The 14810-nt window shown below is 59.6% G+C and carries 8 protein-coding genes; 2 read left to right on the top strand and 6 right to left on the bottom strand.

Annotation, left to right across the window (positions count from 1 at the left end; translation table 11 throughout):
• On the top strand, positions 1-1692 hold the full coding sequence (locus tag CLU90_RS29630) for a hypothetical protein (RefSeq protein ID WP_198511142.1): 1692 nt from the start codon (positions 1-3) through the stop codon (positions 1690-1692).
• Between the two features lie 104 nt (positions 1693-1796).
• Here the strand turns inward: CLU90_RS29630 and purL are convergent, their stop codons facing one another.
• Both purL and CLU90_RS04080 read right to left on the bottom strand, forming a co-directional pair.
• Entirely contained in the window at positions 1797-5858 is a 4062-nt protein-coding gene (gene purL, locus CLU90_RS04085; RefSeq protein ID WP_100427262.1) for a phosphoribosylformylglycinamidine synthase, read from the bottom strand.
• Between the two features lie 191 nt (positions 5859-6049).
• The gene (locus CLU90_RS04080; RefSeq protein ID WP_157808727.1) at positions 6050-7114 is read right to left on the bottom strand and encodes a GGDEF domain-containing protein; all 1065 of its coding nucleotides are present in this window, start codon (positions 7112-7114) and stop codon (positions 6050-6052) included.
• A 349-nt stretch (positions 7115-7463) separates the two neighbouring features.
• Between CLU90_RS04080 and CLU90_RS04075 the strand changes: the two genes are divergently transcribed.
• Positions 7464-9089 carry a tetratricopeptide repeat-containing response regulator gene (locus CLU90_RS04075; RefSeq protein ID WP_092716523.1) on the top strand — a complete coding sequence of 542 codons (1626 nt, stop codon included), beginning with the start codon at positions 7464-7466 and terminating at the stop codon, positions 9087-9089.
• A gap of 231 nt (positions 9090-9320) precedes the next feature.
• Here the strand turns inward: CLU90_RS04075 and CLU90_RS04070 are convergent, their stop codons facing one another.
• The 4 genes from CLU90_RS04070 to CLU90_RS04055 all read right to left on the bottom strand — a co-directional run bounded on the left by CLU90_RS04070 (position 9321) and on the right by CLU90_RS04055 (position 14651).
• A complete protein-coding gene (locus CLU90_RS04070) occupies positions 9321-9623 on the bottom strand; it encodes an HNH endonuclease (RefSeq protein WP_092716520.1) in 303 nt (100 codons plus the stop codon).
• 481 nt (positions 9624-10104) lie between these two features.
• Positions 10105-10746: a TetR/AcrR family transcriptional regulator gene (locus CLU90_RS04065; protein WP_092716517.1), complete on the bottom strand. Its 642-nt coding sequence runs from the start codon at positions 10744-10746 to the stop codon at positions 10105-10107.
• Between the two features lie 11 nt (positions 10747-10757).
• Positions 10758-13184, bottom strand: coding sequence for a membrane-bound PQQ-dependent dehydrogenase, glucose/quinate/shikimate family (locus CLU90_RS04060; RefSeq protein ID WP_100427260.1), 2427 nt, complete (start codon positions 13182-13184; stop codon positions 10758-10760).
• 420 nt (positions 13185-13604) lie between these two features.
• On the bottom strand, positions 13605-14651 hold the full coding sequence (locus CLU90_RS04055) for an NAD(P)-dependent alcohol dehydrogenase (protein ID WP_100427259.1): 1047 nt from the start codon (positions 14649-14651) through the stop codon (positions 13605-13607).
• Positions 14652-14810: the final 159 nt, after the last annotated feature.

Below are 14810 nucleotides of genomic sequence, written 5' to 3'. Positions count from 1 at the left end.
ATGGGCCAATATATTAAGTCAGCAATAAATACCATCTATGAAGGTGACAATGACCATATAGTTATTGGCCTCACCGGAAGAACCGGAAGTGGGTGTTCAACAGTGGCATCAATATTAAGATCAGATCTTAGTGAATTACATCACACCCTATATAAAGGAGACAATCCAAGCAGCAACGATGAAAGGAAACAGAAAATAATACATCGCCACTTAACAAAAACATGGCACCCATTCCAAATAATTCAAGTAAGATCAATAATAACCTTATTACTAATTAAGAATGGAGTAAAAAAAGCAGTTGAATTTATAAAAACAGCAACACCCGAGAAAGAAGATGCACATTCAATAGCAAGAGAAACACTATTGGAGTTAGAATTTCACTGCAAAGACATATATGAAAGAAAAGACCCAAAACAAATTATCGAATTTTATACGGAATATCTCCCCAAAAAAAGTGACGAACTAAAGACAAGGCTAGGTGAAACTGTTATTGTTCCACTATATCAAGTATTTGGATCAAATATTCGCTTTTCTGGCTCTCCTTTTGACAGCAAGGTAAAAGAGGGGGCATTCTTCTCTCTAGTAAAATATGTTCACGACGTCATAAGTGAACTAATGATATGTAATCAGACTTTAGGGCGAAAATCCCTGATTGCTGTTGATGCATTACGCAACCCTCTAGAAGCAGTTTTTCTACAAGACAGAATAACAAATTTCCACTTAGTTGCAGTTTCTTGCCCCGATGAGCAGAGGCTCATAAGACTCGCCTTGCAAAACTTCTCTGCAAAAGAAATAGAATCCATAGATTCAACAGAGTATGCCAATCGCGATATTGAGGTTGAATCCACATATTCTATGCAAGATATTCAAGGATGCCTTCAACGTGCGGATATTTATTTAAGCAACCCGAATGGAGATAGCAGAGTTGGAAAACTAACCAATCTCACAAATCAAATTACACGTCTAATCTCGTTAATGAAACGTCCGGGAATTATCACGCCAACAGCACTAGAGCGTTGTATGCAAATTGCCTACACTGCAAAATTAAATTCCGGCTGCATATCTCGTCAAGTTGGCGCATTAATTACAGACAATAATTTTTCCGTGAAAGCAATAGGTTGGAATGACACGCCACACGGACATGTTCCATGCAATCTTAGAAATAGAGATGATCTCTTAAGCGGATTGGATAAAATTGCCTTCAGTAATTATGAGAAAAATGATGAAATATATATAAATAATTTCAAAGAAAGAAACAAAAGATACATAAAAATCGCATCGACCGGAAGAAATGTATCGTACTGCTTCAAGTCAGAATTTAATTCGATATACAAAACCAATAATCAAGTTCATACACGATCGCTACACGCGGAAGAAAATGCTTTTTTGCAAATATCAAAATATGGTGGCCAGGGAATTTATGGCGGCTTTCTATTCACGACAGCAAGCCCTTGTGAATTATGCGCAAAAAAAGCCTATCAACTAGGAATCAGAAAAATATTTTACATTGACCCTTACCCAGGAATTTCAATTGCACACATAATAGAGGGCGGGGAATCAAACCCATATATGGAGCTATTCTCAGGCGCCATAGGAAGATCGTTCCATAAACTTTACTCACCAATTATGGCCTACAAAGATGAGTTGAATGCACTCGCACCAGAAATAGTCCCGAAAGGCATCCCTGCTTGACAATAGCAAAAAGAAAAAAGCCGCTATCTCCCGACAGCGGCTTTCTCATTTCCAGCCCAGCAACAGCGCCTTGACCCAAGGTGCCGCGCTGAAAACAAACTAAATTACCCCACAAACTTCCGTGCATTCCTGAACATGCGCATCCACGGCGAATCCTCGCCCCACGCTTCAGGGTGGTAAGACTGTTGCACGCTGCGGAACACGCGCTCCGCATGCGGCATCAGCACCGTGAAGCGACCGTCTGGCGTAGTGACGGAGGTGATACCTTCCGGCGAGCCGTTCGGGTTGTACGGGTACGCTTCGGTGGCGGCGCCCTTGTTGTCGACGAAGCGCATGGCTTTGGTGACCTGGGTGATGTCGCCCGTTTGCGAGAAGTCGGCGTAGCCTTCGCCGTGGGCGATGGCGATGCCGGCTTGCGTGCCGGCCATGCCGTTGAAGAAGATCGATGGGGAATCCATCACTTCGACCATGGCAAAGCGACCTTCGAATTTCTCCGACTTGTTGCGCGTGAACTTGGGCCAGGCGTGGGCGCCGGGGATGATGGATTTCAAATTGCTCATCATCTGGCAGCCGTTGCAGATGCCGAGGCCGAAGCTGTCCGTGCGGTTGAAGAAGCGCGCGAACTGTTCCGCCAGGCTGGCGTTGAACAAAATCGTTTTCGCCCAGCCTTCGCCCGCGCCCAGCACGTCGCCGTACGAGAAGCCGCCCACGGCGATGACGCCCTGGAAGTCGTCCAGTTTCACGCGGCCGGCAATCAGGTCGCTCATGTGCACGTCGACAGCGGTAAAACCTGCCTGGTGCATGACATACGCCGTCTCGATATGCGAGTTGACGCCCTGCTCGCGCAGGATGGCGACACGCGGTCGCACGCCGGTGGCGATGAATGGCGCGGCGATGTTCTCGTTCTGGTCGAAGGTGACGATCGGCGACATGCCCGGATCTTGCACGTCCAGCAGGCGGTCGTATTCAGCGTCCGCGCAGGCCGGATTGTCGCGCAGGCGGGCGATACGCCAGCTCGTTTCACTCCACAGGCGGTGCAGTTCGGCGCGCGGCTGGGTGTAAATCAGCTTGGCGTCGCGCGTGAATTCGATCACGTCGCGGTCGTTCAATTTGCCGATGATATGGCTGCAGGCGCCCAGGTTAAATGTGCGCAGCACGTCCATGACGAGCGACTTTTCTTCCGCGCGCACCTGGATGACGGCGCCCAGCTCTTCGCTGAACAAGGCGCGCAAGGTCAGTTCGTTGCGGCGTTCCGCTACCTGGCCGGCCCAGTTCTTGGCGTCGCCCCAGTCGCTCGAATGCTCGCCTTCCATGGTCAGCATGTCGAGGTTGACGGACATGCCCGTGTGGCCGGCGAAGGCCATTTCCGTCAAGGTGGCGTACAGGCCGCCGTCCGAACGGTCATGGTAGGCCAGCAGCTTGTCGTCGCTGTTCAATTTCTGGATGGCGGCGAAGAAGCCTTTCAGGTCTTCCGCGCTGTCCACGTCCGGCGTGGCATTGCCCAGCTGGCCCATGACTTGCGCCAGGGCGGATGCACCGAGGCGGTTTTTGCCGCGGCCCAGGTCGATCAGGATCAGCGACGTGTCGCCCTTGTCCGTTTTCAGTTGCGGCGTGAGCGACTTGCGCACATCCAGAACTGGCGCGAACGAGGAGACGATCAGCGACACCGGCGACGTGACGGATTTCGCCGCGCCCGTGCTCTCGTCTTTCCACGTCGTGCGCATCGACAGCGAATCCTTGCCGACCGGGATGCTGATGCCCAGCGCCGGGCACAGCTCCATGCCCACGGCTTTCACCGTGTCGTACAGGGCCGCATCCTGTCCAGGCTGGCCGCAGGCGGCCATCCAGTTGGCGGACAATTTGATGTCGGAGATATCGCCGATGGCTGCGGCGGCGATGTTGGTGACGGCTTCGCCCACGGCCATGCGGCCCGAGGCGGCGGCGTCGATGACGGCCAGCGGCGTGCGTTCGCCCATGGCCATCGCTTCGCCCAGGTAGCCTTCGAAGCTCATGGTGGTGACGGCGCAATCGGCCACCGGCACTTGCCATGGTCCCACCATCTGGTCGCGCACGGTCATGCCGCCCACGCTGCGGTCGCCGATGGTGATCAGGAACGATTTGTCGGCCACGGTGGGCAGCAGCAGCACTTTTTGCGCCACGTCCTTCAAGTCCATGCCGGTGAGATCAATGGCAGGGAAATCGTTGGCCACGTGGACCACGTCGCGTTGCATCTTCGGCGGCTTGCCCAGCAAGACGTCCATCGGCATGTCGACCGGCTCGTTACCGAGTTCCGGGTCGATCAGTTTCAGTTGACGCTCTTCGGTGGCCACGCCCACGGCGGCGAACAGACAGCGTTCGCGTTCACACATGGCTTTGAACAGTGGCAGGCTTTCCGGCGCGATGGCGAGAACGTAGCGTTCCTGCGATTCATTGCTCCAGATTTCCTTCGGCGCCATGCCCGACTCTTCCAGCGGCACTTTGCGCAAGTCGAAAATCGCGCCGCGCTTGGCGTCGTTGGTGATTTCCGGGAACGCGTTCGACAAGCCGCCCGCACCCACGTCGTGGATCGAGATGATCGGGTTGTCCGCGCCCATTTGCCAGCAGGCGTTGATGACTTCCTGAGCGCGGCGTTCCATTTCAGGATTGCCGCGCTGGACGGAATCGAAGTCCAGGTCGGCCGTGTTGCTGCCGGTGGTCATCGACGAGGCGGCGCTGCCGCCCATGCCGATGCGCATGCCCGGGCCACCGAGCTGCACCAGCAGGCTGCCGACGGGGATGTCGTTCTTGTGCGTGTGCTGCGCCGAGATATTGCCGATGCCGCCCGCAATCATGATCGGCTTGTGGTAGCCGAAGACGGCGTCCGGTGCGCCAGCTTCTTTCGCGCCGACGTTCTGTTCATACGTGCGGAAGTAGCCGCCCAGGACCGGACGGCCGAATTCGTTCGAGAACGCGGCGCCGCCCAACGGGCCTTCGATCATGATTTGCAGCGGCGAGGCGATGCGTTCGGGTTTGCCATATTGATTGCCGTATTGGTCCGCATCCGTGCGGCCCGCCAGCGGCGCCGTCACGGAAGCGGCCGTTTCCCAGCTGCGCACGGCATCCGGCAGGGACAGGTTCGACACGGTGAAACCGGTCAGGCCAGCCTTTGGCTTGGCGCCGCGGCCCGTCGCGCCTTCGTCGCGGATCTCGCCGCCAGCACCCGTGGAGGCACCGGGGAATGGAGAAATCGCCGTCGGGTGGTTATGCGTTTCCACCTTCATCAGGGTGTGCGTCAGTTCCGTCGACGCCGCGTATTCGTGGTTCGCACCGCGCGGGTAGAAGCGCGACACGGTCGCGCCTTCCATGATCGAGGAATTGTCGCTGTAGGCGACGACGGTGCCCTTCGGCTGCAGTTCATGCGTGTTCTTGATCATGCCGAACAGCGACTTCGGCTGTGCTACGCCGTCGATGGTCCAGTCGGCGTTGAAGATCTTGTGGCGGCAATGCTCGCTGTTCGCCTGCGCGAACATCATCAGTTCCACGTCCGTCGGGTTGCGGCCAGCCTTGGTGAAGGCGGCGTCCAGGTAGTCGATTTCGTCTTCCGACATCGCCAGGCCCAGTTCCGTGTTCGCCGTTTCCAGCGCGGCCTTGCCCTGCCCCAGCAAATCGATCGATTCCAGCGGGCGCGCTTCCAGGGTGCGGAACAGGTCCTTGGCGTCGTCGGCGCTGCGCAGCACGGATTCCGTCATGCGGTCGTGCAGCAGGTCGGCCACGGCTTGCACCTGTTCGTCCGTCAGTTTGCCGGCGCCAATGGCGCTGCCCAGGATGCCCGATTTCAGGTTGATGCGGAAAGCGATGCCGCGTTCGACGCGCTTGATGTGCGCCATGCCGCAGTTGTGCGCGATGTCGGTGGCTTTCGAAGCCCACGGCGAGATCGTGCCGAAACGGGGGATGACGAAGAATTCTTCGGCAGCGCCTTCCGTATTGTCAGCCTGGGCCGGCTCGCCGTACGTCAGCAAGGCGCCAAGGCGCGTGCTGTCGTCGTTGGTGAGAGGCGCGCTGGCATCGATGAAATGGACATAGCGTGCTTGCACGGCAACAATCGCAGGCGAGACGGCTTGCAGTTGGCTTAACAGACGGTGGCTACGGAAATGGGACAGGGCATTGGAACCCGGCAGTATCAACATGATTGGAAGGTGGTTGATGCAGCGTGGCTGCGGGTTAAAGGTAGGTATGACAATATCTTTCGTACGGCAAATTTCCTTTGCGCGCATTATACCCGTTTTACCCCTGACTTATGACCGGAACTTGGGGTTTTACCCCCCTTTTGCCACCGTTTTTCCCCGCACAGCGGCAGTTTTGGCACTGCAACAACAGCTCAGGCGATCACATAGCGGTTCTTGCCCTGGCGCTTGGCCAGGTACAAGGCCTCGTCGGCCAGCCGGTAGCTGTGGCCCAGGTCCTTGCCCCGGTCCAGCTCGGCCACGCCCACGCTGATCGACACGAACTGGGCGGCATGGAAGGCCTGGCTGACGGCTTCGACCAGGGCGCCGGCAAAGGCGCGCGCGTCGTCGCGGCCGCCTGCGTAGACGATGCCGAATTCCTCGCCGCCCAGGCGGCCGCACAGATGGCCCTGCGCCTTGTCCGCGATGACGGCGGCCGTGCGCACGAGCACCGCGTCGCCCGCATCGTGGCCCTGCTGGTCGTTGATGATCTTGAAATTGTCGATGTCGATCATCAGGAAATGCAGCACGCCGCCATGCGGTGCGCCATGCAGTTGCTGGGCGCGCTGCGTGAACATGCGGCGGTTGTTCAGGCCCGTCAGGCTGTCCTGGAAGGCCAGCCGCGTCAATTCCACCTTCGAGTGATAGTTACGCAAGCGTAATAAACTGAAGCTGACGTTCAGCGCCAGCCCGAACAGCACGCTGACGGCGATCATCAGCGGCGGCCACGACTGGTCGGGCAAGCCCGCGTTGACGGGATACAGGCCGTGGCCCACGTTCCACCACACGCCGGCCACCACGGCCAGGTAGCTGAGGCCGCCGTTGAAGATGGAGGCGATGGCCAGAGTCATGAAGACGCCCACGGGCAAGACCCAGAAACTGGCGTGCTGCACGGCATCGGCCATGGTACGCAAGCCAAAAGTCAGGGCCAGCACGGCGCAGGCGCCCGTGACGGTCAGCACGGGCAATGTGGTGCAGCGGTAGCGCACCACCAGGCTGATCAGCATGCCCAGCAGCGCCAGCACGGCATGCGTGAGGTTCGGGTGGTAGGCGGGCGGCATCAGCAGCCACGTCAGGCTGAAGGCGATGATGCCCAGCACTTGCGTGACCATGCCGACCCGGTGCAATTCGGCAAAATAGGTATGCTGCTGCTCGCTGTTGCCGCCAAACGCGAGGGGCACGGCGACGCGCCGCAAGGTAGACAAATCAGGTACGCGCATGACGGGTATGAACACAAGAGAGAGATGGAGCGCCCGGGATAGCCTTGCGCATGCCTGGCCGCAAGATTGTGCGGCACCCAACATTAGTTGTAATTAGGATACTATCATGCTAGTCAACCATGTGCGCGAATATGCGGCGCCAGCCACCGCAGACAGGGCGCCAGCGGCATGAAATACAACGCTGCGCGCCGCCGGATGCTCGCTGCACCCTGCCCCGCGCCCGATTGCATGCATTTTGCTGGCAGTGCCGCCCGGCTTTGCAGTATGCTGATAAAAAACAATACTGCCAGGCAGAGACATATAAGAAGAGTTCCCGCAAATGACCGAACAGATGAACGAGAGCTGAACAATGCCAGAAACTAGCGACTTATCTGTCCTGATCGTCGACCCGAACCCCAGCATGCGGGGCAATCTGCACAATATGCTGAACCAGGCGGCCATCACCAAGGTGGAATACGCCGTCAATGCCGGCACGGCCATCCGCTTGCTGACGAAGAAACCGTTCGACATCATCCTGTGCGAATACGACCTTGGCAGCGGCACGGACGGCCAGGACGGCCAGCAATTGCTGGAAGACTTGCGCCACCATAAGCTGATCGGCCTGTGGACGATCTTCATCATGCTGACCTCGGAAGCCATCCACAGCAAGGTGATCAGCGCGGCCGAGCTGACCCCGTCCGACTACATATTAAAACCGTTCACCGTCGACGTGCTGAGCGGACGCATCGCGCGCGCCATCGAACGGCGCGCCATTTTCCTGCCCACGTATCAGCTGATCGACAAGGGCGACTTGCGCGAAGCCGTGAAAAGCTGCCGCGCGGCCGAACTGCAGCACCCGCGCCTGGCGGCCGATTTCGCCCGCCTGCGCGCCGAGCTGCACATCACCCTGGACGAATGGAAGGAAGCGGAACAGCTGTACGCGGACATGCTGGCCACGCGGCCCATGGCCTGGGCTCACCTGGGACTGGCGCGCACCCTGTTCGAACAGCAGCGCCACGAAGAGGCGCAGGACGCGCTGCTGGAACTGGTGGAGGTCTATCCCCGCTTCATGGCCGCCTACGACCTGCTGGCGAAGAACCACGAAGCCATGGGCCAGCAACTGCAGGCGAAAAAAATCCTCGAGGACGCGGTGGCCATCTCGCCACACATGGTGCGCCGCTTGCGCCACCTGGGCGGCATCGCCTTCGATACGGGCGACATCGGCGCGGCCGAACGGGCCTACAAGCAGGTGGTGACGAAGGCCAAATACTCGGAATTCCGCGACCCGGAAGACCACGTCAACCTGGTCAAAACGCTGGTCAAGAAAGGCGACGCGCCGCAAGCGAGCGGCGTGCTGCGCGACATGGAGCGCTCCTTGCGCGGCGGCGCCAACGTCGAAGCGTGCCGCGCCATCTCGGCCGCCATGCTGCATGAACTGTCGGGCAACGACATCGCCGCCGCCACCGAACTGCAACTGGCCGCCGCCGCCCTGGACACGGCGCGGGGCCTGTCGACGCAGCTGAAGGTGGGCCTCGTGCAGAGCTGCCTGAAAAACAACCTGGAACAGGCGGCATCCGACGTCATGATGAAACTCGTCAACGAAGCCGACAGCGACGTGACCATGGAAGCGGCCGTGGACGTATTTGAAAAAGCGGGCCGCCACGACCTGGCGCAAGGCATGGGCCAGCAGATCACGAACCAGGTGCAGGAACTGATGCAGGATGCGGCCAGCAAATCGGAAAGCGGAGAACTCAAGGGAGCCGTCTTCGTGCTGCGCCAGGCCCTGCGCAAAACCCCAGGCAACCTGCCAGTGCTGTTCGCCTCCGTCGACGCCATCCTGCGCCAGCTCAACATGCTGGGCTGGGAAGCCCCGCTGGCCGAACAGGCGCAGCACCAGATGCAGGTGATCAGCAAGATCGATCCCAAGCATCCGAAGCTCGAGTCACTCAAGCAACAATACGCCGCGACCCAGCACAAATACGGTATTGCTACTTGATTGCGGCCTGCCCTTTTTTACTGCAGCGATCGGACGCTGAGGGACTCAGCGTCAGCGTCCGCTATCGAGCCAAATGCCGACGTAGCCTCAGCAGAGCGCCAGCATCTGCGCACTATCAGTTACCCACGCTTGGTGCCTGATTACGAGCGGCGCATGGAAGTCAACAGCTTCGCTGCCGCTGCGGCATCTATATTTGCGCCTGATTATAAACTGTCACTCAAACGGTGATTTTCAGCGCGGCAGTTTATACCGAACCAGCAGCGTAGGCCCCTTGCCGCCGGGCGGTGTCAGCAGGATCTCGTCACCGGGCTGCATTTCTTCATACATCACCGTGCAACAGGTTGGCATCGAGTGGCCGCGCGCCGGATAAACGCCAACCTCGGTGTGCAGGTTCGCAGCGCGTACGTCCACGCTGGACTTGCCAGCCTTTGCTTCTTCTTGCAGCAGCTTGCGCAATACGGTGACGAAGTCCCCTTTGCTGAGCCTGGCAGGCGCCTGATTTGCTTGCGGGCGAGTGGTTGCGTCGTTTTTCATGACAGTTTCTTTCAGTAAATAAATTTTCGCCACTATAACATTCGCGCCTGGCGCGGCGCGACCAGGGGGCACAGCGGCCATCACATCCGACCGAGGCAACCGCGGCAGAGCGCCTGCGATGGAGCTGCCATCATGATCGGTGCGACATGGCATCTGATGTTTGGCTAAAGCAGAAGCTTGCGATGACCGCTTACATGTTCTAAGCAATGAGGCGACAGCCGTTTAGGGTAAAGTGTTGCATTGACCGATTGAATCCGCAGGCGAAAGCAGACCTACACGACGGCCAGGGATAGGATGGCGAACGTGTTCCTAGCAGGACTGATTCCACGGCTCACGCCATGCTGCCCGATGAGGAAAGACGATCTGCCACTTATCAGTGAGTACGTCGAAAGGTTTTGTTAGCCACTCTTGGAACCTATCCCAGTCGCGTCATCCCACTACCGCAGGCCAACAATATTGTCGGATTACGGCCCTGCCGGACCTAATCCGCCCTACGTTCCACCCTCGCCACCACCAGCTCAATCAACTCCGCGATCAGCGGCCGGAACGTAGCCGCATTACCGCCCTGCCCCAGCATGACGGTGCGCGTGGTCAGGTGCGAGAAGACGGCGTCGAACAGGATTTGCGGCAGGTTGGAAAATGAAGTATCGGGCGCGATGCGGCCCTGGATGCGCTGCTGTTCCAGCAGGCGCAGGATAAGCGCATGCCACACTTGCGGGCCGTGTTCGTACCAGGTCTGGCCCACGGCTGGCACGGCGGCGGTGCCCGTGACGACGAGGCGGTAGAAATCCACGTGGCGGGGACTGGTGACGACGGCCACAAGTTCATCGAGGATCAGCTGCAAGCCCTGTTCCAGGCCCGCTTGCGAGGTATCGAGCTGGCGCAGCGCAATGATGAAGTCGGCGCACAGGTATTCGACCACGGCCACCAGCAGTTCCTGCTTGCTGCCAAAGTAGCGGTAGGCGGTGGCTTTCGAGCCGCCCGCCTCGGCCACGATGGCATCCATGCTGACGCCGTCGTAGCCGGAGTCGAGAAAGAGTCTGGATGCCGCCACCAGCAGCTTGCGCCGCCGCTCCTCGCTTCGGGTACTCGGGGAAGCTGGAACGGTGCGCAACTGGGGCATGAAGCAAACTCTTACTGTGTCTTGGGAAGCGCGTATGCTATCACGTAATCCCCACGGTCCGGACTCTGGCGCGCGCCGCCCGCGACCACCACGACGTACTGGCGACCCGACTTGGGCGACACATAGGTCATCGGCGTGCCTTGCGAACCAACGGGCATGCGCGCCTTCCACACTTCATGGCCGGTGGCGATATCCATGGCGCGCAAATAATAATCCTGCGTGCCCGCATAAAACACGAGGCCGGACGCCGTGCTCATGCCGCCGCCCAGGGTCGGCATGCCCAGCGGGATAGGCAGCCTCGCCTTGACGCCGTTGACCACCGCATCCTGCACCGTGCCGGCCGGACGCTCCCACACTTTTTTCTTCGTCTTGAGGTCGATGGCGGCAAACACGCCCCACGGAGGGCTTTGGCACGGTATGCCCAGCGGCGAATTGAAAGCCTTGTGGTCGATGACGAAGGGCGTGCCATCCATCGGATAGGTGCTGCCCACGCCGTGGCCCGACGTCAGCTTGGCCACGTCCACCGTTTCGCGCGGCACCAGCTTGACCACTTGCGGCATGCGAATATCGTTGACGAACATATAGCCATTGCTTTCGTCGACGGCCGCGCCGCCCCAGTTGAAGCCGCCGTAGTAGCCCGGATAGATCAGCGTCTCTTTGGTGCTTGGCGCCGTGAACTCGCCCTGGTAATTGAGCTTGCGGAAGCTGATGCGGCAGGCCAGCTGGTCGAAGAAGGTGGCGCCCCACATGTCGCGCTCCGTGAGCGTTTCCGCGCCGAGGGCCGGCATGCCGGTGGAGTATGGCTGCGTCTTTGCCACCCAGTCGCCGGCCGCGTGCTCTTGCGGCACGGGTCTTTCCACCACCTCCGCGATCGGTTTGCCCGTGCGGCGGTCCAGCATGAAGATCTGGCCACGCTTGGTCAACTGCACCAGCGCCGGGATCTTGCCGCCCTTGCCGTCCGGGACGTCGTACAGGGCCGGCTGCGCGGCCACGTCGTAATCCCAGATATCGTGATGGACGGTTTGATACGTCCAGCGTTCGCGGCCCGTGGCCATGTCGAGGGCGACGATGGCCGACGCGTATTTTTCCGTCAGCGGTGGACGCTTGCCGCCCCAGAAGTCGGGCTGCTCGTTCCCCGTCGGCAGATAGACCAGGCCCAACTCATCATCGAACGCGGGCGCCGACCACATGTTGGGCGTGCTGCGCGTGTAGGTCTGCCCTTCCGGCGGCAACTTGGTAATGGCCGGATTGCCCAGGTCCCAGGCCCACACCAGTTCCCCCGTGTCGGCGCTGTAGGCGCGCACGACGCCAGACGGTTCATCGGTCGAGCGGCCATCGAACACCCAGCCGCCGAGGATGATCAGGTTGCGCGCCACCGTGGGCGCGGACGTGTAAGCGTAGTACGGCACGTTCATCTTGACCTTGCCCAGGCCGACCGTCAGGTCGACGGAACCCTTGTCGCCGAAGCCCTCGCACTGCTTGCCCGTCTGCGCGTCGATCTGGATCAGGCGCGCATCCATGGTCACTTGCACGATGCGCTTGGCGCACGCTCCCGCCGCCGGCGCATTGGCCGCCTGCATGCCGTCAAAACGGAACGGATTCGTCACTTTCGCCGGCTCGTAATAGCCGACGCCGCGGCAGCGATTCCACGTCTTGGTGTTGGCCGGCTTCGGATCGAAGGTCCAGCGCTCCTTGCCCGTATCGGCATCGAGCGCGATGACCTTGCTCGTCGGCGTGCACGTGTAGATGGTGTCGCCGATCTGCAGCGGCGTGTTTTGCGATTCGGACGCGCCTTCGGCCAGCTCGCCCGAGCGGTAGGTCCACGCCACTTGCAGCTTGTCGACATTCTGCCTGTCGATCTGCGTGTACGGCGCGAAGCGCGTGCCCTTCGGCCCATAGCCGTAATGCGCCCAGTTGGCGCTGCCGCCGTTCACCGCGGCCAGCGCATCCTGCTGCGGCTGCACGGTGGCGTCCAGCACGCCATGCGGCTTGAACATGGCGGCGAAACCGGCCACCAGCACGACGGCAAGCAGGGCCGCGAAACCGCGCGACTGACCGGTGTGCTTGAGCCCCGCCAGCCACGGATGCAGCAAGGCGGCCACCAGGCCGATGACGATAAACGGCGCCAGGCGCGGCACCATGGGCCAGAAGGCGAAGCCGATTTCCCACACGGCCCAGACCAGGGTGGCGATGACCAGCACGGCGACGATGCTGCTGGCCAGCGGTTTGCGGCGCAGATACAGCACGCCGGCGAGAAGCAGACCGAGGCCGGCCAGCAGGTAGTACCAGGAACCGCCGAGGGTAATGAGTTCGATGCCGCCCGCCGCCAGGGCCAGGCCGGAAAAGCCGAGAAAAATGCCGAAAACCGTCAAGGCAAGCCGCTTGCCCCTGAAGACCGCCGGGATCGCCGGCGCTCCTTTATTTACTGAAGTGTCCATTTTTTATCCATGACGCCTCCCCTGCCCAGGCAAATACGCCGGGGATGGCTGGTTTTTTAAATCTACGTAGTGAAACTGTACTGTACGGTTTCATTTTATGCCGATTTTTGATGCAAGGAAAGAAAAATTGACGCGGGAGCTTGATTTTTGGCGGGGATGGGAAGTTGGCGGGGGTGTCGGATTACGCGCTTGCGCGCTAATCCGACCTACCCGACCTACCGGACTGCTGGATATGCGTAGGTTGGATTAGCGCAAAGCGCGTAATCCAACAAACACAGTCCGCTAGCTAGTAGCCAGCTTGGCTTTTACAGCATATCGGTTGGAACGCTCGAAAAATGCCCAGGGCTAGGCGCCTCGTCGAAGACAGTACGAATAGTACGGCGAGACGCGGCAACAACGCCCTGGGCTTTTTCTCGAGCGTTACAGCGATGCCATGTCGATCACGAAGCGGTAGCGTACGTCGCTCTTCACTACCCGCTCAAACGCCTCATTGATATCCTGGATGCGGATGATCTCGATGTCCGACACGATATTGTGCTTGCCGCAGAAATCCAGCATTTCCTGGGTTTCCTTGATCGAGCCGATCATGGAGCCGGACAGGCTGCGGCGCGCACCCACCAGGCCGAAGGCGTTCACGGGCGGCACGGCGCCGTCGGGGATGCCGACGATGACCATGTTGCCATCGACTTTCAGCAGGTTGATGTACTGGTTCCAGTCGATCGATGCGCCCACGGTGCAGATGACCAAATCGAACGTGCCGGCCAGTTTGCTGAACGTTTCCGCGTCGTTGGTGGCGTAGTAATGGTCGGCGCCCAGGCGCAGGCCGTCTTCGCGCTTCGACAGGGTCTGGCTCAGCACCGTCACTTCGGCGCCCATGGCGTGGGCGATCTTGACGCCCATGTGGCCCAGGCCACCCATGCCCAGGATGGCGACCTGCTTGCCAGGGCCCGCCTTCCAGTGGTTCAGCGGCGAATACAGGGTGATGCCGGCGCACAGCAGTGGCGCGGCGGCATCCAGCGGCAGGTTGTCGGGAATCGACAGCACATAGCCTTCCTTGACGACGATGCTGTCCGAGTAGCCGCCCTGCGTGGCTGTCTTGCCGTCCGCTTCCAGGCCGTTGTAGGTCTGGATCAGGCCTGGCATGTACTGTTCCAGGTCCACGTTGCGCGCCTTGCAGGTGGTGCAGGAATCGACGAAGCAGCCCACGCCGACGTGGTCGCCCACCTTGAACTTGCTGACGTTGGCGCCGACGGCCGTGACGACGCCGGCGATTTCATGGCCGGGCACCATCGGGAAAGCGGCGCCGCCCCATTCGTCGCGCGCCTGGTGGATGTCGGAATGGCACACGCCGCAGTATTTGATCGAGATGGCCACGTCGTCTTCGCGCGGGGCGCGGCGTTCGAACGTGAACGGTTGCAGTGCGGAAGTCGGGCCCAGTGCGGCGTAGCCTTTGGCGATGGTGGTCATGAAAACTCCTTGGGTAGTGTGACGAACGAGAGAGGCGCGTGCTGTGCAGGCGATTGCCCAAGTGTGCCCGAGATGCCCGGCCGCCGTTACCGCGATCCTGCAAGACCTTTGCACGATCCTCCAAATCTGCGTAAGATCGGCCCCTGCCCTTCTTCGCCT

Origin of the sequence: Janthinobacterium sp. 67 (assembly GCF_002797895.1) — a bacterium.
Classification (GTDB): Bacteria; Pseudomonadota; Gammaproteobacteria; order Burkholderiales; family Burkholderiaceae_D; genus Janthinobacterium.
This window is presented reverse-complemented; position numbering and strand designations above follow the sequence as displayed.